Origin of the sequence: Streptomyces sp. NBRC 110611, from assembly GCF_001590865.1 — a bacterium.
Classification (GTDB): domain Bacteria; phylum Actinomycetota; class Actinomycetes; order Streptomycetales; family Streptomycetaceae; genus Streptomyces.
In genome coordinates, this window is sequence record NZ_BBUY01000004.1 from 257922 (window position 1) to 278824 (window position 20903).

Annotated in this window: 22 protein-coding genes and 1 pseudogene; 11 read left to right on the forward strand and 12 right to left on the reverse strand. The window is 71.1% G+C overall.

All coding sequences use genetic code 11. The annotated features are described in order from the left end of the window. Positions 1-83: 83 nt before the first annotated feature. From aceB to AZE13_RS12015, 3 genes are all read right to left on the reverse strand, one after another. Positions 84-1721 (reverse strand): malate synthase A, encoded by a 1638-nt coding sequence (gene aceB / locus AZE13_RS12005; RefSeq protein ID WP_066929977.1) that lies wholly within the window; start codon positions 1719-1721, stop codon positions 84-86. A 243-nt stretch (positions 1722-1964) separates the two neighbouring features. Beyond that, the gene (locus AZE13_RS12010) at positions 1965-2570 is read right to left on the reverse strand and encodes an NTP transferase domain-containing protein (protein ID WP_066929979.1); all 606 of its coding nucleotides are present in this window, start codon (positions 2568-2570) and stop codon (positions 1965-1967) included. A 152-nt stretch (positions 2571-2722) separates the two neighbouring features. Continuing rightward, positions 2723-2947, reverse strand: coding sequence for a hypothetical protein (locus AZE13_RS12015; RefSeq protein ID WP_066929981.1), 225 nt, complete (start codon positions 2945-2947; stop codon positions 2723-2725). A gap of 234 nt (positions 2948-3181) precedes the next feature. Between AZE13_RS12015 and AZE13_RS12020 the strand changes: the two genes are divergently transcribed. After that, positions 3182-3517, forward strand: coding sequence for a DUF5955 family protein (locus AZE13_RS12020; RefSeq protein ID WP_398780141.1), 336 nt, complete (start codon positions 3182-3184; stop codon positions 3515-3517). A gap of 38 nt (positions 3518-3555) precedes the next feature. On the opposite strand, the gene AZE13_RS12025 is transcribed toward AZE13_RS12020, so the two are convergent. Continuing rightward, entirely contained in the window at positions 3556-4359 is an 804-nt protein-coding gene (locus tag AZE13_RS12025) for an IclR family transcriptional regulator (RefSeq protein ID WP_066929985.1), read from the reverse strand. A gap of 459 nt (positions 4360-4818) precedes the next feature. Between AZE13_RS12025 and allB the strand changes: the two genes are divergently transcribed. Together allB and AZE13_RS39235 are read left to right on the forward strand one after the other, a co-directional pair. After that, complete coding sequence (allB, locus tag AZE13_RS12030; protein WP_066929987.1) at positions 4819-6162, forward strand: allantoinase AllB; 1344 nt, start codon at positions 4819-4821, stop codon at positions 6160-6162. Between the two features lie 26 nt (positions 6163-6188). Then, positions 6189-6293: pseudogene (locus AZE13_RS39235) on the forward strand (allantoicase); the annotation flags it as partial. Positions 6294-6519: 226 nt separating this feature from the next. Here the strand turns inward: AZE13_RS39235 and AZE13_RS12035 are convergent. Then, positions 6520-6729 carry a DUF6126 family protein gene (locus AZE13_RS12035; RefSeq protein WP_066929989.1) on the reverse strand — a complete coding sequence of 70 codons (210 nt, stop codon included), beginning with the start codon at positions 6727-6729 and terminating at the stop codon, positions 6520-6522. Positions 6730-6749: 20 nt separating this feature from the next. Then, entirely contained in the window at positions 6750-7373 is a 624-nt protein-coding gene (locus AZE13_RS12040; RefSeq protein WP_066929991.1) for a helix-turn-helix domain-containing protein, read from the reverse strand. A gap of 204 nt (positions 7374-7577) precedes the next feature. On the opposite strand from AZE13_RS12040, the gene AZE13_RS12045 reads away from it, so the two are divergent. The 8 genes from AZE13_RS12045 to AZE13_RS12080 all read left to right on the forward strand — a co-directional run bounded on the left by AZE13_RS12045 (position 7578) and on the right by AZE13_RS12080 (position 15018). Further along, entirely contained in the window at positions 7578-8051 is a 474-nt protein-coding gene (locus tag AZE13_RS12045; protein WP_066929993.1) for a ribonuclease domain-containing protein, read from the forward strand. A gap of 349 nt (positions 8052-8400) precedes the next feature. Next, positions 8401-9069: a bifunctional 4-hydroxy-2-oxoglutarate aldolase/2-dehydro-3-deoxy-phosphogluconate aldolase gene (locus tag AZE13_RS12050; protein WP_066929995.1), complete on the forward strand. Its 669-nt coding sequence runs from the start codon at positions 8401-8403 to the stop codon at positions 9067-9069. Between the two features lie 171 nt (positions 9070-9240). Next, the gene (locus AZE13_RS12055) at positions 9241-9960 is read left to right on the forward strand and encodes a GntR family transcriptional regulator (protein ID WP_066930630.1); all 720 of its coding nucleotides are present in this window, start codon (positions 9241-9243) and stop codon (positions 9958-9960) included. Between the two features lie 300 nt (positions 9961-10260). After that, complete coding sequence (locus tag AZE13_RS12060; protein ID WP_066929997.1) at positions 10261-11235, forward strand: sugar ABC transporter substrate-binding protein; 975 nt, start codon at positions 10261-10263, stop codon at positions 11233-11235. Further along, positions 11232-12317, forward strand: coding sequence for an ABC transporter permease (locus AZE13_RS12065; protein ID WP_066929999.1), 1086 nt, complete (start codon positions 11232-11234; stop codon positions 12315-12317). The genes AZE13_RS12060 and AZE13_RS12065 overlap by 4 nt, the downstream gene beginning before the upstream one ends. Further along, positions 12314-13123: an ATP-binding cassette domain-containing protein gene (locus AZE13_RS12070; protein ID WP_066930001.1), complete on the forward strand. Its 810-nt coding sequence runs from the start codon at positions 12314-12316 to the stop codon at positions 13121-13123. The genes AZE13_RS12065 and AZE13_RS12070 overlap by 4 nt, the downstream gene beginning before the upstream one ends. Positions 13124-13327: 204 nt before the next feature. Next, complete coding sequence (locus AZE13_RS12075) at positions 13328-14449, forward strand: ROK family glucokinase (RefSeq protein ID WP_066930003.1); 1122 nt, start codon at positions 13328-13330, stop codon at positions 14447-14449. Next, on the forward strand, positions 14446-15018 hold the full coding sequence (locus AZE13_RS12080) for a hypothetical protein (RefSeq protein WP_066930005.1): 573 nt from the start codon (positions 14446-14448) through the stop codon (positions 15016-15018). The genes AZE13_RS12075 and AZE13_RS12080 overlap by 4 nt, the downstream gene beginning before the upstream one ends. A gap of 15 nt (positions 15019-15033) precedes the next feature. Here the strand turns inward: AZE13_RS12080 and AZE13_RS12085 are convergent, their stop codons facing one another. From AZE13_RS12085 to AZE13_RS12110, 6 genes are all read right to left on the reverse strand, one after another. Continuing rightward, positions 15034-15303 (reverse strand): hypothetical protein, encoded by a 270-nt coding sequence (locus tag AZE13_RS12085; RefSeq protein WP_066930007.1) that lies wholly within the window; start codon positions 15301-15303, stop codon positions 15034-15036. After that, positions 15303-17150 (reverse strand): HAD-IIIC family phosphatase, encoded by a 1848-nt coding sequence (locus tag AZE13_RS12090; RefSeq protein WP_066930009.1) that lies wholly within the window; start codon positions 17148-17150, stop codon positions 15303-15305. Before AZE13_RS12090 ends, AZE13_RS12085 begins: the two co-directional genes overlap by 1 nt. A 76-nt stretch (positions 17151-17226) precedes the next feature. Further along, positions 17227-17946, reverse strand: a complete 720-nt coding sequence (locus AZE13_RS12095; protein WP_066930011.1) for a GNAT family N-acetyltransferase — start codon at positions 17944-17946, stop codon at positions 17227-17229. Next, positions 17943-19277 carry a condensation domain-containing protein gene (locus AZE13_RS12100; RefSeq protein ID WP_066930013.1) on the reverse strand — a complete coding sequence of 445 codons (1335 nt, stop codon included), beginning with the start codon at positions 19275-19277 and terminating at the stop codon, positions 17943-17945. Before AZE13_RS12100 ends, AZE13_RS12095 begins: the two co-directional genes overlap by 4 nt. Beyond that, positions 19274-19927, reverse strand: coding sequence for an HAD family hydrolase (locus AZE13_RS36855; RefSeq protein ID WP_066930015.1), 654 nt, complete (start codon positions 19925-19927; stop codon positions 19274-19276). Before AZE13_RS36855 ends, AZE13_RS12100 begins: the two co-directional genes overlap by 4 nt. Next, positions 19909-20898, reverse strand: a complete 990-nt coding sequence (locus AZE13_RS12110) for a dTDP-glucose 4,6-dehydratase (RefSeq protein WP_066930017.1) — start codon at positions 20896-20898, stop codon at positions 19909-19911. Before AZE13_RS12110 ends, AZE13_RS36855 begins: the two co-directional genes overlap by 19 nt. Between the last annotated feature and the right edge of the window lie 5 nt (positions 20899-20903).

Sequence of the window (20903 nt, forward strand, 5' to 3'; positions counted from 1 at the left end):
AAAAGACGAGTGGGGGTGTACGTAAGCGATCATCCGTAGGCAGCGGACCGCTGACGTACACCCCCACTCACCGTCGCAGCGGATCAGTCCAGCGACTCGTAAGCGGGCAGTGTCAGGAAGTCCGCGTACTCCGTGTCGAGGGAGATCTTCAGGAGGAGGTCGTGGGCCTGCTGCCATTTGCCGGTGGCGAAGGTTTCGGCGCCCAACTCGGCACGGATGGCGGCCAGTTCCTCGGCGGCGATCGCGCGGGTCAGTTCCGGTGTGGCCCTGACGGTTTCTCCGGCGTGCTCGAACTCGACGCCCGCGTTGATCCACTGCCAGATCTGCGAGCGGGAGATCTCGGCGGTGGCCGCGTCCTCCATGAGGTGGAAGATGGCCACCGCGCCGACGCCGCGCAGCCAGGCCTCGATGTAGCGGATGCCGACCTGGACGGCGTTCACCAGGCCCGCGTACGTCGGTTCGGCGTCGAGGGAGTCGATGGCGATCAGGTCGGCGGCGGAGACGGAGACGTCCTCGCGGAGGCGGTTCTTCTGGTTCGGCCGGTCGCCGAGGACGGCGTCGAAGGAGGCCATGGCGATCGGCACCAGGTCGGGGTGGGCCACCCAGGAGCCGTCGAAACCGTCGTGCGCCTCGCGGTCCTTGTCGGCGCGGACCTTCTCGAAGGCGACCTTGTTGACCTCCGGGTCCTTGCGCGAGGGGATGAAGGCGGCCATGCCGCCGATGGCGTGCGCACCGCGCTTGTGGCAGGTGCGGACGAGGAGTTCGGTGTAGGCGCGCATGAACGGGGCTGTCATCGTGACCGCGTTGCGGTCCGGGAGGACGAACTTCGCCCCGCCGTCACGGAAGTTCTTGACGATGGAGAAGAGGTAGTCCCAGCGGCCGGCGTTGAGGCCGGAGGCGTGATCGCGGAGCTCGTAGAGGATCTCCTCCATCTCGTACGCCGCCGTGATGGTTTCGATGAGGACCGTGGCGCGGATGGTGCCCTGCGGGATGCCCACGTAGTCCTGGGCGAAGACGAAGATGTCGTTCCAGAGGCGGGCCTCGAGGTACGACTCGGTCTTGGGGAGGTAGAAGTACGGGCCCTTGCCGAGCGAGAGCAGGCGGTCCGCGTTGTGGAAGAAGTAGAGGCCGAAGTCGACCAGCGCGCCGGGGACCGGGCGGCCCTCGAACCGCAGGTGGCGCTCCTCCAGGTGCCAGCCGCGCGGCCGCATCACGACAGTCGCGAGCTCCTCGGTCGGCTTGAGGGTGTAGGACTTGCCGGAGGCCGGGTCGGTGAAGTCGATGCGGCGCTCATAGGCGTCGATCAGGTTGAGCTGGCCGGTGATGACGTTCGTCCAGGTGGGGGCGCAGGCGTCCTCGAAATCGGCGAGCCAGACCTTCGCGCCCGAGTTGAGCGCGTTGATGGTCATCTTGCGGTCGGTGGGGCCGGTGATCTCGACCCGGCGGTCGTTGAGCGCGGCCGGGGCCCCGGCGACCCGCCAGCTGTCGTCGGCGCGGATGGCCGCGGTCTCCGGGAGGAAGTCCAGCGAGCTGGTCCGGGCGATCTCGGCGCGGCGCTCGGCGCGGCGGGCGAGCAGTTCGTCGCGGCGCGGGGTGAACCGGCGGTGCAGTTCGGCGACGAAGGCGAGCGCGGCGTCGGTGAGGATCTCGCCCTGCCGTTCGGGGGTGTGCGCGGGGTCGGTTCCGACGATGGCCAGCGGGGACGGCGCTGGTGCGGACATGAGCTGTCACTCCATTCAGCGGCGGTGCCTGGCGGCCGCCGGGACACCGGCGGCACCGGGTGCCGCGGGCTCCGGCGAGCGGTCGCGGGCGCCGGGTGGGTTCAGGGCGCTTCTGATCAGTGGAGAGTAGTTTCCTTATTGCGGAAGTTCAATGGTTTGTTGACGTCGAGATTCTCCGGTCGAGAGAAGTGGTGATCGAATGACTCCCGGTGCCACTCCTGCTGCCACTCCCGTCACGCTCCCTCACTGTCCGCCGTCGTCGCTCCGGTGCGGCTCCAGGCGGTACAGGTCTTCCGGTGTGTCGATGTCGTACGGCTCGGCGATGTCGGAGCACTCGACGAGGGTCAGGGCGTCGGCATGCCGCTGGAGGTAGGCGCGTGCGCCGCGGTCGCCCTCGGCGGTCGCCGCGATGTCCGGCCAGTGCCCGGCGGCGAAGAGGACCGGATGGCCGCGCCGTCCGCCGTACGAGGCGGCTGCCAGATCCGCGCCCGCCACGTACGCGGCGATCAGCCGGGCCACCGCCGCGGCGCCGATGCCCGGTTGGTCGACCAGGGACACCACGACCGCGTCCGCGCCCGAACCGGCCAGCGCCGCAAGGCCCACCCGCAGCGAGGTGCCCATGCCCCGCGACCAGTCCGGGTTCTCCGAGACGTCGTACGCCGAGAGGTCGGCGCGCGCGCGTACGGAATCGGCGGCCGCGCCCAGCACGATGTGTACCGGGTCGCAGCCGCCGTCCCGCAGGGCCCGTGCGGCGTGCTCGACCAGCGGCCGTCCCCGGTGGTCGAGCAGCGCCTTGGGCCGTCCCCCCAGGCGCCGGCCGCCGCCCGCGGCGAGCAGCAGGCCGGCCACCCTCCCCTCGGGCCGTGCCGGTGCCGGCGGTTCGTTCGCGGAGGCCGTAGGGGGTGTCGGCGGTGGCGGTGGCGGTGGCGGTGGCGGTGTTGGTGTCGGTGTCATGGGGACTGCCTACCTCATGGCACCGAGCGGTGTGGTCCGTTGGGCGGTCAGGCCGCGTCGCCGGACGCCCGTGGGCGGGGGATGCCCGCCCGGAAGCGCTTGTGCGGCGGGTGGGCGGGTTCCTCCACTCGTGGGCGTTCGGCGACGTAGCGGTGTATGTGGTCCATGGTGATCTCCGACGCGTCGGACAGGCCGTACGCGCGGCAGATGAGCTGTACGACGCTGACATCGGGTCGGTTCGGTCCGGTGCCGGGTCCGGTGCGGGGCTCCATGGCGTTCTCCGATCCAGTGATATGCCGGATATTTCCTCGGTGGGGAGAATGCTCTGTTCCGCCTCCGCGTACGCCCGGACCGGGCAGGCCCATACCAACGGGTGCCGGGGGGAACGGACGTGCTGCCGGCGGTCCGGCCCCGGTTCCGGCCGCTGATCCGATTTTTTCGCGCTCCGTGTGGCGCGGCCCGCGCGCAGTGGCGTTAACTGTCCCGCGATGTGGGCGGCAACGGTCTTGGAGGACGCCGTCGTTGTGGGACAGCCGCAGAGGGACGGGCGAGTGAGCGAGGGCGAGCGTGACCCACGCGTCCAGGAGCTGCGCGGGGCGGTGGCCCGGCTGCGCCGTCAGCTGGCCGTGCTGCCCGCGGAGTTACCGGACCGCGCGGCCGCCGATGAGGAGTTGGCCGCACTGGACGCGATGGTCAGCCAGGGACTGCCGGAGGTGCCCAGGCTGCGCCGTTCGCTGCTGCTGATCGCCGGGGCGGTCGGCTCGGTGAGCGCGCTGTCGCCCGCGCTCACCGACGTACGTGAGGGCATCGACCGCTTCGGGCAGCTGCCGCGCGGCCGGTGAGTGCGGGACGCGGGCCACGGAGAGCGAAGAGAGAGGCCCTACGCCGGTGTCTGGTTGGCCAGTGCCACCGACAGCTGCGCCGCGACGTCCTGCAGGATCGGCACGATCTTCTCGGTGGCCGCGTCCGTCACCCGCCCGGTCGGTCCGGAGATCGAGATCGCCGTCGCGGTGGGGGAGTTGGGCACCGGTACCGCGAGGCAGCGGACACCGATCTCCTGCTCGTTGTCGTCGACCGCGTACCCGAGCCTGCGCACCTCGGCGAGTGCCTCCAGGAAGCGGTCCGGGTCGGTGATCGTCTTCTCGGTCGCGGCGGGCATCCCCGTACGGCCGAGGAGCGCGCGGACCTCCTCCGGCGGGTGGCCGGCCAGCAGGGCCTTGCCGACGCCGGTGGAGTGCGGCAGGAGGCGGCGGCCGACCTCGGTGAACATCCGGACCGCGTGCCGGGAGGGGACCTGCGCCACGTAGACGATTTCGTCGCCGTCCAGCAGGGCCATATTGGCGGTCTCCCCGGTCTCCTCCACCAGGCGGGCCAGGAACGGCCGGGCCCAGGTGCCCAGCAGGCGCGACGCGCTCTCGCCGAGCCGGATCAGGCGGGGGCCGAGTGCGTACCGGCGGTTGGGCTGCTGGCGTACGTAACCACAGGCGACCAGCGTGCGCATCAGACGGTGGATGGTGGGCAGCGGCAGACCGCTGCTGCCGGCCAGCTCGCTCAGGCCGACCTCGCCGCCGGCGTCGGCCATCCGCTCCAGCAGGTCGAAGGCGCGCTCGAGGGACTGGACGCCGCCGCTCGCGCCCGCGGGCTTGGAGTCGGCGGCGGAGGTGCTGGCGCTGGACGACGGCACGTCGCGTTCCTTTCAGGGCGGGGCGGATCGGTCCCGGCCGGGACGGGTGGGTGCCGGGTCCGACCGGAGCAGCCTACCGGTCGCCCCTGCGCCGGCACACGGCCTCTCGCGCTCTCGTCCCCGTCGGCATTCCCGCCGGTCAGACCCTCGTTGTCCCGGAGTACGGCCGTTGGGCGGGAGATGGGAGGTGCCCGCCCGGGGGTGCGGTGGGTCCGGCCGGGGTTTTGCTACGTGAAACCCATTATCCAATGTGTGGAATCTTCCGCACCCTGGTGAGCGGCGGGGGAGAGGGGTTGACGGGCCGGGGGTCGGGGGGAAGACTCCTTCAACAGCCTGTTGAATTCCGAAGCCTGTGCGAAGGACCTGTCCGGAGTCTGTTTTCCTGCTGATCCGAACCGGGAAACTCCGGATTTCCGACCGCGGTACGAGCCCGACCACGATACGAGGAGGAGGGGCCGGGTGTCCGACACGGCACTGGTATTGCGCTCCACGCGCGTCGTCACTCCGCAGGGGACGCGCGCCGCGTCCGTCGCCGTCAATGACGGCACGATCGACGCGGTGCTCCCGTACGGCGCCGCGGTCCCGGCCGGGGCGCGGCTCGCGGACTTCGGCGACGACGCCCTGCTGCCCGGCCTCGTCGACACCCACGTGCACGTCAACGACCCCGGCCGTACCGAGTGGGAGGGCTTCTGGACCGCCACCCGTGCGGCCGCCGCCGGCGGTATCACCACCCTCGTGGACATGCCGCTCAACAGCCTCCCGCCCACGACCACCACCGCCCACCTCGATGCCAAGCGCGCGGTCGCCCGCGGCAAGGCGCATATCGACGTCGGCTTCTGGGGCGGCGCCGTCCCCGGCAACGTCAAGGACCTGCGCCCCCTGCACGACGCCGGGGTGTTCGGCTTCAAATGCTTCCTGTCGCCCTCCGGTGTGGACGAGTTCCCCGAGGTCGACCAGGAGCAACTGGCCCTCGCCCTCGGCGAGATCGCCGGATTCGGCGGCCTGCTGATCGTGCACGCCGAGGACCCGGGGCACCTGGCCGCGGCGCCCGCACCGCACGGCCCCAAGTACGCCGACTTCCTCGCCTCCCGCCCCCGGGTCTCCGAGAACGACGCCATCGCCGGCCTGATCGGCCTCGCCCGGCGGCTCGGCGCCCGGGTGCATGTGCTGCACCTGTCCTCCGGCGACGCGCTGCCGCTGATCGCCGCCGCCAAGCGCGACGGCGTCCGGATCACCGTCGAGACCTGCCCGCACTTCCTGACCCTGACCGCCGAGGAAATCCCGGACGGCGCAACGGAGTTCAAGTGCTGCCCGCCGATCCGGGAGGACACCAACCGGGACGCGCTGTGGGCGGGACTGGCCGACGGCACCATCGACTGCGTCGTGTCCGACCACTCGCCCTCCACCGCCGACCTCAAGACCGCCGACTTCGGCGCGGCCTGGGGCGGTATCTCCTCCCTCCAACTGGGCCTGCCCGCCGTCTGGACCGAGGCCCGCGAGCGCGGTCACTCCCTCGACGATGTGGTGCGCTGGATGGCCACCGCCCCGGCCGCGCTGGTCGGCCTCGACCGGAAGGGCGCCATCGAGCCCGGCCGGGACGCCGACTTCGCCGTCCTGGCGCCCGAGGAGACCTTCACCGTCGACCCCCAGGCCCTCCAGCACCGCAACAAAATCACCGCGTACGCGGGAAAGACCCTGCACGGCGTCGTACGGTCCACCTGGCTGCGCGGCCGGAGGATCAACGACGGCACCACCCTCGCCGAGCCCACCGGCGCCCTGCTCGAACGGACCCGGCGCGCATGACCACCACCGACGGCATACCCCGCCACACCGTCGACACCGGCCGCCGCTTCACCCATCTGCGCCTCAACCAGCATCCCGACGGCGGTATCGCCCGCCTGCGGCCGCACGGTTCGCTCACCACGGAGGGGGCGCACCGACTGGCCGCCCACTACGGGGAGTTGGGTCGCTGAGGGCGCTCCGCGGAGAGGTGCGGGCCGGGCTCAGGGCGTGTCTGATGGGTCGGCAACCCCGAGCAGACCCAAGAGACACGCCCTGCCCCAGGTTAGGGCCTGTCCCCCCGATCTCCGTGGATCAGCCTGCGGGTGCCTGCGGGCGCCCGGGGGTGTCTGGGGGCGCCCGGGGGTGTCTGGGGCACACCTAGCGGGACGTGGCGATGACCATCAGGAGGCTCATGAACGCCAGCAGTACATGTGTCGCCACGACGTAGATGAACACCCGGACGTAGACCCCACGGGGCGGTGTGTTCTCGACGTAGGGGCGGGCCGGGGCCGCCCCGGTGGAGGGGGACGGCGCGGCAGCGGACGGTGCGGTGGAACCGGTGGACGGGGGAGTGGCGTGGTCGGGCACGGCGGGGCTTCCTTCCCTGTTCACAGGCCGCGCCGGGGCGCGGTGTCACCCAGGCACAGCTCGGCGGCGCCGCTCTGCAGCAGCGTGTGGACGAACAACAGCTCCGTGCCGCCCCGTGAGGCGGCGGCGATACGGTGCGGGGTCAGCGAGTCGAAGTGCGCCGCGTCCCCCGGGCCCAGCACGTGCACCGCGGCGCCGAGGGTCAGCCGCAGCCGCCCCTTGAGGACGTACAGCCACTCCTCGCCGGGGTGCACGCGCACCAGCTCGCGCTGTGCCCGCTGCGGCACATGCACCCGCAGTGCCTGCATCGCCCGGCCGGCGCCGCCGACGGTCCAGTACGTCCAGCCGCCGGCCTCGGACGGCTCGGCGCGGCCGGCCCGCACGATCGGATCCCGCTCGGGAGCGGTTTCGCCCAGCAGGTCGGATACCGTGGTGCCGTACGTACGGGCGAGCGCCAGCAGCATCGGCAGTGAGGGCTGCCGCCGGCCCGTTTCGAGCCGCGACAGGTGCGCGGGCGAGAGCCCCACCAGCCGAGCCGCGGTCTCCAGCGTGAGACCGCTGCGTTTCCGCAGGTCGCGGAGGCGCGGCGGGACGGTGGAGAGCTCCTCCGGAGTGCCGGAGGGCTCCTCGGGGAGCTCGGTCATATCCCCGGTATAACGACCCTTCGCCTGTCGGGCAAAAGTTTTGCCTCTGAGGCAAATCGGGCGGGCAGGACAAGGCAGCCGGCTGGTTGGTCTGCGTCGGCCGGTGCGGGGTGGGGTGGCCGGTTCGGGCTCTTGTGAACTTCCGGGAAACTTCTCCCTCTTGGCATTGACAGGGACATGTCTACGCGCGTCATGCTTGACGGTATGAGAATCCCCCCACGGATCACCAGGATCGGCGCCGTAGGCGCCCTCGCGTCGGCACTCCTTCTCGGCGGAACCGCGGTCGCCGCCACCCCCGACACCTCCACCGCCGCCACGGCCCGTCCGGCCGCGGCCGCCTCGTACACCTCGTACACCACGACGGCGTACGAGGCGGCCGTGCGGGTACAGGGCGTCGGCAAGATCTGCTACTCCCGGCTCCCCTCGCAGGCCCATGACACGCTCGACCTGATCGCCAAGGGCGGGCCCTACCCGTACCCGAAGGACGGGACGGTTTTCGACAACCGTGAGGGCATCCTTCCCGCCCACGACACCGGCTACTACCACGAGTACACCGTCATCACGCCGGGCTCGCCCGACCGTGGTGCGCGTCGCATCGTGACCGGTGAGCAGGAGAAGGAGGACTACTACACCGCCGACCACTACAAGTCGTTCGACCTGGTCGACCACGGCTGCTGACACCCGGCACCAACCAAACACCGGCCATACGCCGGTCATCCCACGGGCGGCCGGGGTGCGTGTGCACCCCGGCCGCTCCGCTGTGCGCACTCCCGGCGGGATTGTCAGTGGGGCCCGGTAGCGTTTCGGTGGACGGGGAGAAGCCGGGAAGGGGTGGAGGGGGCGGAAGGGCCGGGGAGGGGGCGAGAGGTGGGCGGGGATCGGCGGAAAAGAGACCATGTGAGGTCGCCTGCTGCGGCATGCCCGGAAAATGTCGTATCGGCCGTGTCCGGGGAGATGCCGGCGGGCCGCGGAGACCGGAAGGCTCACGGATGTCAGCCTCGGAGAAAAGGAAGGACGGCGAACTGCCGTGTATCGCTGGGAGATCACCCGGGCCGCACTGGCGCAGCGGGTTTTCGCCATTGTCCGCAGCGAGACCTACGACGAGGCGAGCGCCACCGCCGACACCTTGCTGTCGGCGGGTATCACGAGCCTGGAGATATCCCTCACCACGCCCTTCGCGCTGGAAGCGGTGACCACGCTGACGCGCGAGCTGGGGGACGATGCGGTCATCGGCGCGGGCACGGTTCTTGACGGGGCATCGGCCCGGATGGCAGTCGACGCGGGCGCCCGCTTCCTGGCCTCACCGAGCCTCGACGCCGAGGTCATCCGTACCGGCCACCGCTACGGCATCCCCGTCTTCCCCGGCGTGTCGACGCCGACCGAGATGGTCCGTGCCCTGGAGCTCGGTGCCGACGCGCTCACGCTGTTCCCCGCCTCGGCGCACTCCCCGGCCTGGCTCGGGGAAGTCCGTGCCGCCCTGCCGCACGCGCCGGTGCTGCCGGCGGGCGGGGTGACGGTCGACGGCGCGCCGGAGTGGATCGGCGCGGGCGCCGCTGCCGTCGGCATGGGCGCGGCCCTCTCCGAGGGGGACCGTGACACGGTCGCCAAGCGCACCACCGAGCTCCTCGACCGCCTGGCCGAGGCCGCCGCGGCCGCGGGGCCGGGCGATGCCGCCGAGGGCCGCTACAGGGGGTGACCGGCCACTACGGGGCTGATGGGCCGTCAGTGACAAGGATGCCCGGAGGGTGCTTGTCCGGACAATGTGACCTCTGGACTTCCCGTCATCTGCCGGGGCGGATACGCTCGCGAGGTGGGGAAACGCGATACCGAACAAGCCCTGGGCGCCGAGAGCCCCGTTCAGTTCAGCGTGGACCGGAACAGCCCGGTCCCGTTGTACTTCCAGCTGTCGCAGCAGCTCGAGGCGGCGATCGAGAACGGCAAGCTGGCTCCCGGCAGCCTGCTCGGCAACGAGATCGAGCTGGCCGGCCGGCTGGGGCTGTCCCGGCCGACGGTGCGGCAGGCGATCCAGTCGCTGGTGGACAAGGGGCTGCTGGTGCGCCGCCGGGGTATCGGTACCCAGGTCGTGCACAGCCAGGTCAAGCGGCCCCTGGAGCTGAGCAGCCTCTACGACGACCTGGAGGCCGCCGGGCAGAAGCCGGCCACCCGCGTCCTGCTCAACACCACCGCCGAGGCGGACGCCGAGGTCGCCGCGGCGCTGGGCGTCGCCGAGGGGGCGGAGGTCGCGCTGGTCGAGCGGCTGCGGCTGGCGCACGGTGAGCCCGTCGCCCATCTGCGTAACCATCTGCCCGCCGGGCTGCTGAAGCTGGACACCGCGGAGCTGGAGGAGACCGGCCTGTACCGGCTGATGCGGTCGGCCGGGATCACCCTGCACAGCGCGCGTCAGTCCGTCGGCGCCCGCGCGGCGACCGCGGAGGAGGCGCGGCGGCTGGACGAGGCCGAGGGGGCGCCGCTGCTCACGATGCAGCGCACGACGTTCGACGACACCGGGCGGGCGGTCGAGTTCGGCTCACACGTCTACCGGGCTTCCCGTTACTCCTTCGAATTCCAGTTGCTGGTGCGGCCCTGAAGCGGCGCGACGTCTGCTCGTCAGAATGTTCTGACAAAAGGGGGCTGCGGCGCTCGTCCCGCCGCGACAGGGGAGCCGGGACCCGGTGAACCAGGACAGATCGCCGGTAACGGATACTTGGTCGATTGGGCCCGGCCGGCGGGCACCGGTGGACGGCACCGTCCCCGTGCCCGGACCGGGAACCCCACGCGGCGCAGACAACCGACGCGCAGCGAAGCAACACAGCCGACACGGCAAGATCAGCGGGAAGGGCGAGTCCTCGTGGCAAGGGTTCGGAGAAGGGGACGCGTCGTCAGCGCCGTGCTGGCGGCGGTGCTCGGCGCCTCCCTGGCGGGGTGCAGCAGCACCGGAGGCAAGCGCGCCGAGGAGGAGCGCACCGCCAGGGCCGCCGGCGGAAAGGCCGCGGTGAACACCCCGAGGTGGACATTCGCGATGGTCACCCACTCGGGAGACGGCGACACGTTCTGGGACATCGTGCAGAACGGCGCTCAGCAGGCCGCCGCCAAGGACAACATCAAGTTCGTCTACGGGCACGACGAGGAGGCCCAGCGGCAGAGCCAGCTGGTGCAGTCCTATATCGACCAGAAGGTCGACGGGCTGATCGTCTCGCTGGCCAAGCCCAGCGCCATGAAGGACGTCGTCACCAAGGCCGTACGGGCCGGGATCCCGGTGGTCACGGTGAACTCCGGGGCCGAGGTGTCCAAGGCGTTCGGCGCGCTCACCCATATCGGGCAGGACGAGACGGTGGCCGGTGAGGCGGTCGGTGAGGAGCTGAACCGGCGCGGCCGCAAGAAGGCCCTCTGCGTCCTGCACGAGCAGGGCAACGTCGGCCATGAGCAGCGCTGCGAGGGCGCCGAGAAGACCTTCAAGGGCGATCTGGTGAAGCTGTACGTCGAGGGCACCAACATGCCCGATGTGCAGTCCTCCATCGAGTCCAAGCTCCAGGCGGACCCGTCCGTCGACGCCGTCGTCACGCTCGGCGCGCCGTTCGCGCCCACCGCCGTCAAGGCCAAGGAGCAGGCCGGCAGCCAGGCCGAGATCGACACCTTCGACCTCAACGCCCAGGTCGCGGCCGGCCTCAAGGACGGCGCCCTCGGCTTCGCCGTCGACCAGCAGCCCTACCTCCAGGGCTACCAGGCGGTCGACCTGCTGTGGCTGTACAAGTACAACGCCGATGTCCTCGGCGGCGGCAAGCCGGTGCTCACCGGACCCCAGGTGATCACCAACAAGGACGCCGGGGCCCTTGAGGAGTACGCGAAGCGGGGGACCCGATGAGCGAGACCCCCGCATCCGCCGCACAGCCCGCCGAGGGCGGGAACCCCGGGGGCACCCAGGGCAAGAAGGACGAACGGCTGCTGCACCGCTCACTGGCGCGCCGCCTGATGAGCCGCCCCGAGCTGGGCTCGATCGTCGGCGCCGCCGCGGTCTTCGTCTTCTTCTCGGTCATCGCCGAGCCCTTCCTGAGGGCCTCCAGCCTGTCCACCGTCCTCTACGCGTCCTCGACGATCGGCATCATGGCCGTCCCGGTGGCGCTGCTCATGATCGGCGGGGAGTTCGACCTGTCGGCCGGTGTCATGGTCGTCAGCTCAGCGCTGGTCTCGTCGATGTTCAGCTACCAGATGACCGCCAACACCTGGGTCGGCGTCGGGGTGTCCCTGCTGGTCACCCTCGCGATCGGGGTGTTCAACGGCGTCCTGCTGACCCGGACGAGGCTGCCCAGCTTCGTCATCACGCTCGGCACCTTCTTCATGCTGACGGGCCTCAACCTCGGCTTCACCAAGCTGATCAGCGGCACCGTCTCCACGAAGTCCATCGCCGACATGGAGGGCTTCGAGTCCGCCCGTGCGGTCTTCGCCTCGCACCTCTCCGTCGGCGGGGTCGACATCCAGATCACCATCCTGTGGTGGATCGGGCTGGTCGCCCTCGCCACCTGGATCCTGCTGCGCACCCGCGTCGGCAACTGGATCTTCGCGGTGGGCGGCAACGCCGATGCCGCGCGGGCGGTCGGCGTCCCCGTCAACAAGACCAAGATCGGTCTCTACATGGGCGTCGCCTTCGCCGCCTGGATCTCCGGACAGCACCTGCTGTTCTCGTACGACGCGATCCAGTCCGGCGACGGCGTGGGCAACGAGTTCCTGTACATCATCGCCGCGGCGGTCGGCGGCTGTCTGATGACCGGCGGCTTCGGCTCGGCGATCGGCGCCGCCGTCGGCGCCTTCATCTTCGGCATGGCCAGCAAGGGCATCGTCTACGCGCAGTGGAACCCGGACTGGTACAAGTTCTTCCTCGGCGCGATGCTGCTGCTCGCCACGCTCCTGAACGCATGGGTCCGCAAGCGGGCGGAGGACAAGGGATGACGGCACTGGTCGAGCTGACGGACGTCAGCAAGTACTACGGTCACGTCCGGGCCCTGGAAGGCGTGTCCCTGGAGGTGCACGCCGGGGAGATCACCTGTGTCCTGGGCGACAACGGCGCCGGCAAGTCCACCCTCATCAAGATCATCGCGGGGCTGCACCGGCACGACGCCGGCAGCTTCACCATCGAGGGTGCGGAGGCGTCCCTGTCCTCGCCGCGCGAGGCGCTGGAGCGGGGGATCGCCACCGTCTACCAGGACCTGGCGGTCGTCCCGCTGATGCCGGTGTGGCGGAACTTCTTCCTCGGCTCCGAGCCGACCACCGGAGCCGGCCCGTTCAAGCGGCTCGACGTCCGCACGATGCGCGAGACCACCCGCAGCGAACTGCTGCGGATGGGCATCGACCTGCGCGATGTCGACCAGCCCATCGGGACCCTCTCGGGCGGGGAGCGGCAGTGCGTCGCCATCGCCCGGGCCGTCTACTTCGGAGCCAAGGTCCTCGTCCTGGACGAGCCGACGGCGGCGCTCGGCGTCAAGCAGTCCGGCGTGGTCCTCAAGTACGTCGCGGCCGCCCGGGACGCCGGACTCGGCGTGGTGTTGATCACTCACAATCCGCACCACGCCTACCTCGTCGGCGACCGCTTCGTCCTCCTCAAGCGGGGCACGATGGCCGGCAGCCACACCAAGGCGGAGATCGCGCTGGAGGAGCTGACCCGCCAAATGGCGGGCGGCAGCGAACTGGAACAGCTCAGCCATGAGCTCGCCCGCAGCACCACGATGAAGTTTCCCGGCGGCCACCGGCCCGACTGAGCACCGTCCGCATCACGCAGCGCCCCGCGCCGCCTCCGGGCCGCGCGGGGCGCGGTGCCGTCGGCCACTGTGCGCCGGACACCGCCGGTGATGCACAATCGCAGCGGACCAGCACACCGAGGCCCCGGCCTCCCGAGACCCCGCAGGGACGAGACGACTCTTGCGAGCACGCAGCCGCCACATGAACGGCGAAGAGGTGGGCCGATGAGCATGTACCGGGACCGGGTGCACCGGGGCTCCGCCCGGGCCACCGTGCTGCGCACGGTCGGTACCCGCGAGCGGCGCTCGCATCTGACCGCCCCCCGGGTGCCCACGGTGGGCATCGACATCGGCGGTACCAAGGTCATGGCCGGTGTGGTCGACGCCGACGGCACCATCCTGGAGAAGGTCCGCACCGAGACGCCGGACAAGTCCAAGAGCCCCAAGGTCGTCGAGGACACCATCACCGAGCTGGTGCTCGACCTCTCCGACCGGCACGACGTCCACGCCGTCGGCATCGGCGCGGCCGGCTGGGTCGACGCGGACCGCAGCAACGTCCTCTTCGCCCCGCACCTGAACTGGCGCAACGAGCCGCTGCGGGACCGCCTGGCGGGCCGCCTCGCGGTCCCCGTCATGGTCGACAACGACGCCAACACCGCCGCCTGGGCGGAGTGGCGGTTCGGCGCCGGACGCGGCGAGGACCACCTCGTCATGATCACCCTCGGCACGGGGATCGGCGGCGCGATCCTGGAGGACGGCGCCGTCAAGCGCGGCAAGTACGGAGTGGCCGGCGAATTCGGCCATATGCAGGTCGTGCCCGGCGGACATCGCTGCCCGTGCGGCAACCGCGGCTGCTGGGAGCAGTACAGCTCCGGCAACGCCCTGGTCCGCGAGGCCCGGGAGCTGGCCGCCGCGGACTCCCCGGTCGCGTACAACATCATCGAACGGGTCGGCGGCCGCATCGGCGACATCACCGGGCCGCTGATCACCGAGCTGGCCCGGGAGGGCGACGCGATGTGCGTCGAGCTCCTCCAGGACATCGGCCAGTGGCTCGGCGTCGGCATCGCCAACCTCGCCGCCGCGCTCGACCCGTCCTGCTTCGTCATCGGCGGCGGGGTCAGCGCCGCCGACGACCTGCTGATCGGCCCGGCCCGGGACGCCTTCCGGCGCCACCTCACGGGCCGTGGCTACCGCCCCGAAGCCACCATCGCCAAGGCCCAGCTGGGCCCCGAAGCCGGCATGGTGGGCGCCGCCGACCTGGCCCGGCTGGTGGCCCGCCGCTTCCGCCGCGCCAACCGCCGCCGTGTCGAGCGCTACGAGCGCTATGAACGGGCCGGCCGCCGATGACCGACACCGAAGCGCACCCCATGCCCGACGACCGCCGTCCCGCCCCGCCGGCCCGCACCAAGCGCCGCCGGCCCCTGCTGACCGCGCTGATCGTCTTCCTGCTGATCGCGATCCCGGCCGGCTACATCGTCATCTCCGCGGAGCAGAGCCGCGACAGCGGCGCCGGGAAGGAGGCCGAGGCCGCGGCCACCGGCCTGACCAACGCGTTCCCCTCCAAGGTCCAGCAGCGGATCTACAACGTCCCGGTCCCCATCGGCTCCACCCCCGTCTACTACTACGAGACCAACTCCTGGCAGAGCAGTTCGCTGTTCGTCCAGTTCAGGACGAACACCTGGGGCCTGGCGCACTACCTCAAGGCGGTCGGTACCAGCACCGCCGGCCTGGTGAAGGGCCGGCAGACGATCGCGCCCGGCGACGCGGCGAAGGTCGGCTGGGACTTCGGCACCGACCAGCCCTGGGCCGGCACGGCGACCCGGAGCCAGGCGCCGCGGCCCGCCCAGCAGATCATGGTCAGCTACGACGAACCGGGGCATCCCGTGGTGTACGTCGTCTCCACCGTGAACTTCTGAGGGTCGGTCCCGCCGTCACGACGGCAGCAGGCGCCGAGCGAAGTCTCCCACCGAGGTGATGGAGACCAGTTCGAAATTGTCGGGGAACGTCAGCTGGGTGCGCGTCTCCACCCGGTAGACCAACTCGAAGAGTTCCAGGGACTCCAGCCCCAGGCTCTTGGTGTCCGCGGCGACGGACCAGAGCAGCGTCTCCTCCGTGATGTCTCCGGCGGGGATCTCGCCGAAGCGCAGGTCCTCGACCTCTTGTGCGATGACGGTGACCAGCTCGTCGTGCGTCATGGACATCAGCTCTCCTCCTCGATGAACGGACTGAGCGCAGGGAGACCCTGCTGGGCCAGGTCGTACTGCCAGCGCGTGACACCGTCCGGTGCCTCCCGCACCAGCCTGAACCCGAGCCGCTCGTACAGATCGGCCACCATGTGGTTCTTCTGCGTCGGGGTGTACTCCCCGACCAGTTGTCGCACCCCCGTCGCCGCGGCCTCGCGGGCGAAGACGCCGAACATCGACTGCTCCAGGTCACGGCCGATGACGCGGCAGCTCAGCAGCCAGGAGTCCACCTCGGCGGTGTCGCCGTGCGTCCGTGCCAGGAAGAATCCGACCACCCCGTGATCGGTGAACCGGTCGCGCAGCCGGGCGGTGAAGTGGAGGGCTCCCGGCTCGGCGACGAGTCCGGCCAGCTCGGCCGCCGAGTGGCGACGGCTCAGGACGTTGAACTGATTCGTCTTGACGACCATCTGCGCCACGCGCGGGAGCGTGCCCGCGTCCACCGGAGCGAACCGGGCGGACATCTCCAGGCCGCGGTAGAAGTCCTCCAGGGTCTCGCTCTCCTCCTCGTACTGCTTGGCCCGGGCCCGGGCCTGGTACGAAGCCGCGCGGGCCGCGTCCTCCTCGGTCGCCCAGGCCTGCTGCAGGAGGGGGTGGGCACGCACGGTCCGGACGTACTCCCAGGAGCTCTCCGGGAGGTCGATCACCTCGACTTCGGGAAGCAGGGCGCGGACCTGGGCGCGCTCCACCGGGTCGTCGTCGACCAGGATCAGGGAGTCGAGGCCGATGCCGAGGTGTTCGGCGATGCGGCGCAGCTGTTCGGGTTTGGGCTCCCAGGACGCGCTGAAGGAGCTGATGTCGGAGAGTCGCAGCAGCATGTCCGGGTGTTCCTGGAAGGGGGACTTCGCGTCCGCGGGGTTGTTCTTGGAGCAGACGGCGAGAATGATCCCGCGTTCCTTGAGCGCGCGGACGTACCGCTGAAAGCGGACGAACCCCTCGCCCGCGTCACCGCCCAGGACGATGCCGGGTATCCCCGCCTCGCCGATCACCCCGCCCCACAGGGTGTTGTCCAGGTCCAGGACCAGGCACTTCTTGGACCGGCCCAGGTCCGCCGCGATCAAACCGGCGGTCTCCCGGGCCGGGAGCGGCAGCACGTCGGACGCGAGGGGCTGCTTCGCCATGCGCCAGGACCGGTCGTCGAACCAGACGAGTTTTCCGGCCACTCCCGCCAACCGGTCGCAGTCCACGGCCAGGACGTCCTTGCCGGCTGCTTCCGCCAGCAAGGTGTTGACGCGGACCGCCATGCTGTACCGAGAGCCGGGCAGCCGCACATCCAGGGCGCTGACCACCAGGTCGTCGGGCAGCGCGAAGAGCCAATGCACCACGCGCGCACGGCTGTTGGACCGGATGGTCCGCCACAGTGAGCGCCAGCGCCGGACCTCGGCCTCGACGTCCTTCTCCGGATCGGTGGAGTGATCGGGCAGGCCCAGTTCGTCGTGGTGCACCGCGAGCACGACGAAGTCGGGGTCGCTGCGGTAGAGAGCGCTGTCCGGATTCGTGGCGAGGCTGCCGTACTGGCCGATGCCGTAGACGTCCACCACGGCCTCGATCCCGCACCGGCGCAAGGCGACGCGCAGGACCCTGCCGAGGAGGTCGGCGGTGAAACTGCCGATCAGCGCCACCCTGACGCGGGGCGCGCCGGGAAGCGGCTCCCCCGCGTCGAGGATGCGGCCGAGGGAGAGGATCTCGCCGGTGTTACCCCTGTCGACCAGTGCGCCGACGAGCTGTCGCAGTGTGGTGTGAGCGTTGTCCCGGACGGCTTCCCGGGCACGACGCAGCAGATCTCGGGCGTTCTCGTTTTCCGACACCGGGTTGCGGCCTTTCCGCCGCCGGCCTCGTCCACGGGGTGCGCGGCCGGCGGCAGGTCAGTGGTGGTCAGGAACGTCAGTAGAGGTTGACGTTGACGGCGTACTGGTCCATGCCCAGCCGCCTCGCCACGGACAGCGACGCGAGGTTGTCCCATTCGGTGCTGTAGAGCGGCCTGGCGCCGCCGCGTGCCCGCACCAGCCGGGCCCAGCGGGTCACCAGCGCCGGGGCGAGGCCGCGACCGCGGTGGCCCGGCAGCGTCTCCGTACCCGCCTCATAGGCCGTGCCGCTGTTGCGGGCCGCGCAGCAGACGGCGACCACCCGGTCGCCGTCGAACGCCGCGACGGTCGGCTGCCGTTCGGTGAGCGAGTCGGCCACCTCGGGAAAGGTCTCGCGGAACAGGGACGCCGTCGACGGACCGCAGTCCCGCAGGACGATGCCCGGCACGGCCGGCGTGTCGGCGGACTCGGGGACGACGAAGGCCGGGCCCACGAAGCTCCGCGTCACCGGGGCGTGCCGCGCCAGCAGCCGGGCCACCTCGGCCGGCGGGCCGACGACCTCGGCCAGAGCGGCCGGCGGCTGGGCCGCGGCCCAGCGGTGCAGCTCGTCGGCGAGATCCGCCGGCACGGCGGTGCTGGTCCACGCCTCCACGGCGGAGGCCGTGTACGAGAGGAAGCACCGGGGCGGGGCGGGGCGGCCGACGTCGTTGATCGCGGTGAGCCTGCCGTCCCGGATCACGAACAGCGTCCGTGCCTGGAGCGCTGCCAGATTCTCCGTCGGGTCGAGGGCGGTCGTCATCGCAGCAGCCCGCCTCGGACCCGGTGGAGCAGCTCGGAGGCGTAGCCCTCGACCGTCGCACGGTCGAACTGGTTGGTGCTGTAGTACCAGACGACCTGCAACTCCCCGTCGGTGATCTCCACGTCGATGCCGTGCACATGCTCGCGCAGGCCGGTCTCCGTCTCGTCGGGTCCGGGGTCCTCCGCGGCCCGGGGCAGCATCTTGGCGGCGGAGCCGCCGCTTGTTTTGCCCAGGTAGTTGACGGTGATGTCGGGTTCGCCCTGGGCGGCGAGCGCCTCGCGCGTCGCCTCGTCCCCCAGGTGGGCGAGGATGCCGTAACCGGCCCCGTCCATGGGGATGCCGGCCAGCCGGCCGGACACCGTCCGGAGCTGTGCGGCGAAGCTCTCGGACGTGTCCACCTCGACGGAGACGGGGTAGCGGGTGGAGAGCCAGCTCACCGTGCGGGACACGTTGGGCTGGCCCGGCAGGCCCCGGCGACCGTGGCCGATGAGGTTGGAGCGCACTCCGCGGCGCCCGCCCTCGCCCTGCAGGGTGGGGATCGCGGCGGTGAGAAAGACATCGACCATGCCCAGCCCGGTGCCCGGCAGTACCTCGTCCATGAGCCGGGCGGTGTCGGCGCGGCTCAGTCGCGCGGCCACGGTGTCCGTGGTCGCCATGGTGTTCTCCTTGTCCCGGTCCAGGGGAACGGGCTCGGCGGGACGTCCCAAGTCCAGCCAGAGCGGCAGCTGTTCGCGCAGCTGGGGCTCGGCGGCGCGTTCCGTGAGCCACCGTGCGTAGTCCGCGCTGGTGGTGTTCGGCGGGACGAGGGACACGGGACGGGAGACCAGCAGGGCCCGGCAGGCGCGTTCGAGGTCGGCGAGGACGATCCCGAACGAGAGCCCGTCACATACGAAGTGGTGGACGACCAGCAGAACCCGCCGTTCGTCATCGGCCAGAGTGAAGTACGCCAGCCGGACGAGCGGGGACTGGTGCATGCGCATCGATCCCTGGATCCGGGTGCACTCGCGGGTGATCGCCTCCTCGGCGGCCGCGGCGTCCCGGTCCCGGAGGTCGAAGGTCTCGACCGGCAGCTCGTCCAGTGGCAGCCCCTGAAAGCCGGCCGGCCCGCGCTCGTTGCCTAAGAGACACAGCCGGAGCCCGTCGTGGAGGTTGACGACCGCCCGGACGGCCTCCCGGACGTGCTGCGCGGTCAGCTCCGGCGGGGCCTTGAGCAGCGCCACCTGGTTCCAGTGGTGCTCGCCCGGGAGGTTGCGGGTGAGGAACCGGCGCTGTTCCGGCAGGAGGGGCGTGACCTGCGCGGCCGGGATGTCTTCGGGGGAGGGCTCGTTCATGTCCGGTCCTTCGTATCGGCCACGGTAAGGGGGAAATCGAGGAGGCTGGCCACCGCCTCGGGCAGGGTACTGGGCGACTCGACGTGCAGCGTGCGCAGGCCCTGGCGGCCGGCCTCGGCGAGCACTTCCGGGTTGTCGTCCAGCAGAACGGCGCCGTCGAGGGGGCGGCCGCACCGCAGGGCGACGGCCTCGAAGAACGCCCGTGCGGGCTTGACCTCGCGCACCTGCCATGACGAGGCGATGACATCGAAGCGCCCGAGGTGACCATACCGGTCGTCCTTGACCCGGTCCCAGTGGGCGGCCTCGTTGTTCGTCAGTACCAGCAGCACGTCCGGGCGGTGCCGCCGGATGGCGTCGATGGCCGTGAACGCCCCGGGGTGGACGGCCAGGCAGTCCCCGTACAGGTCGTCCAGCCACCGGGCGTCCACCGCGACGTCGGCCGGGGCCCCGGCGGCGGCGAGGGCGTCCCGCAGGACATCGTGGACATGGGCGCGCCCGGTCTCGTATGCGGCGTCACGGGCGTCGATCTCGCTCCGCAGCCGGTGCGGGTCGGCGCCGTGGCGGTCGGCCAGGCGCACCAGGAAGTCCGTCTCTTCGGTGACGTTGTTGAAGAGAACGCCGCCGGCGTCCATCAGGATCGTGTCGGCCATACCGCCTCCAGGTGCTTCCGCATCCAATCCAGGTTGGCCGCCAGGCCCGTGGTGAGGTCGTACTCGGCACGCCAGCCGGTGGCCTGGGTGAGCTTCGCGGGGTCGGCCTGCAGCTTGAGCACTTCGCCGGAGCGTGCCGGACCGTGCACGATGTCGCTGCGTGAGCCGGTCAGTTCCACGATGGCGCGGGCCACGTCGATGATGCGGTGGTCCGTGCCGGTGCCGATGTTGTACGCCTCGCCCGCAGCCGGCAGCTCCGCCAGGGCCAGGAACCCCGCGACGGTGTCCGCCACGAAGGTGAGGTCCCGCGTCTGCTCACCGCTGCCGTTGATGGTGATCGGCTCGCCGCGCAGCGCCTTGGCCAGGAAGAGCGGCACCGCGTCATAGACGTGGCGGGGCCCGTAGCAGTTGAACGGCCGGACGATGGTGAGCGGCAGCCCGTAGGTGTGGTGCCAGGACCAGGCCAGGCGGTCGCAGGCCACCTTGGACGCCGCGTAGGGCGTGGCCGGTTCCAGCGGATGCCCCTCGGTGATCGCGTCCTTCTGCGTGCCGTAGACCTCACTCGAACTCGTCACCAGGAGGTGCGCGGGCTGCCTCGACTGGGCTGCCTGCAGGACGTTGAGCGTGGACGTCACATTGGTACGCACCACATCGGCCGGCTGGTCCAGCGATGCCGGTACGTAGGCGTCCGCGGCCAGGTGGAACCAGGTGTCGGCGGTCACCCGGCTGAGCACGTCGACCGCCGAAGGCCCCGCGAGGTCCACGTGCACCAGCTGCTCCAGGGCGGCGACGGTCGCGGCGGGGAGGTTGCGGAGCCGGTTCGTCACCTGCGCGGCCGAGGCGCGCCGGACGACCGCGGTGACTCTGGCCCCGCGGCTCACCAGGGTTTCGGTGAGGTGTGAACCGATGAATCCGTCGGCTCCCGTGACGAGCACCGGGCGTCCCGCCCAGTGCGTGGTCGTGGGTGACATCACGA

Excerpts from the sequence above, each read along its gene's own strand:
- AZE13_RS12110 (WP_066930017.1), bottom strand. The coding sequence starts at position 20,898 with ATGTCACCCACGACCACGCACTGGGCGGGACGCCCGGTGCTCGTCACG.
- AZE13_RS12015 (WP_066929981.1), bottom strand. The coding sequence starts at position 2,947 with ATGGAGCCCCGCACCGGACCCGGCACCGGACCGAACCGACCCGATGTC.
- AZE13_RS12070 (WP_066930001.1), top strand. The coding sequence starts at position 12,314 with ATGACGGCACTGGTCGAGCTGACGGACGTCAGCAAGTACTACGGTCAC.
- AZE13_RS12075 (WP_066930003.1), top strand. The coding sequence starts at position 13,328 with ATGAGCATGTACCGGGACCGGGTGCACCGGGGCTCCGCCCGGGCCACC.
- AZE13_RS12100 (WP_066930013.1), bottom strand. The coding sequence starts at position 19,277 with ATGAACGAGCCCTCCCCCGAAGACATCCCGGCCGCGCAGGTCACGCCC.
- aceB (WP_066929977.1), bottom strand. The coding sequence starts at position 1,721 with ATGTCCGCACCAGCGCCGTCCCCGCTGGCCATCGTCGGAACCGACCCC.
- AZE13_RS12080 (WP_066930005.1), top strand. The coding sequence starts at position 14,446 with ATGACCGACACCGAAGCGCACCCCATGCCCGACGACCGCCGTCCCGCC.
- AZE13_RS12095 (WP_066930011.1), bottom strand. The coding sequence starts at position 17,946 with ATGACGACCGCCCTCGACCCGACGGAGAATCTGGCAGCGCTCCAGGCA.
- AZE13_RS12065 (WP_066929999.1), top strand. The coding sequence starts at position 11,232 with ATGAGCGAGACCCCCGCATCCGCCGCACAGCCCGCCGAGGGCGGGAAC.
- AZE13_RS36855 (WP_066930015.1), bottom strand. The coding sequence starts at position 19,927 with ATGGCCGACACGATCCTGATGGACGCCGGCGGCGTTCTCTTCAACAAC.
- AZE13_RS12040 (WP_066929991.1), bottom strand. The coding sequence starts at position 7,373 with ATGACCGAGCTCCCCGAGGAGCCCTCCGGCACTCCGGAGGAGCTCTCC.
- AZE13_RS12045 (WP_066929993.1), top strand. The coding sequence starts at position 7,578 with ATGAGAATCCCCCCACGGATCACCAGGATCGGCGCCGTAGGCGCCCTC.
- AZE13_RS12085 (WP_066930007.1), bottom strand. The coding sequence starts at position 15,303 with ATGTCCATGACGCACGACGAGCTGGTCACCGTCATCGCACAAGAGGTC.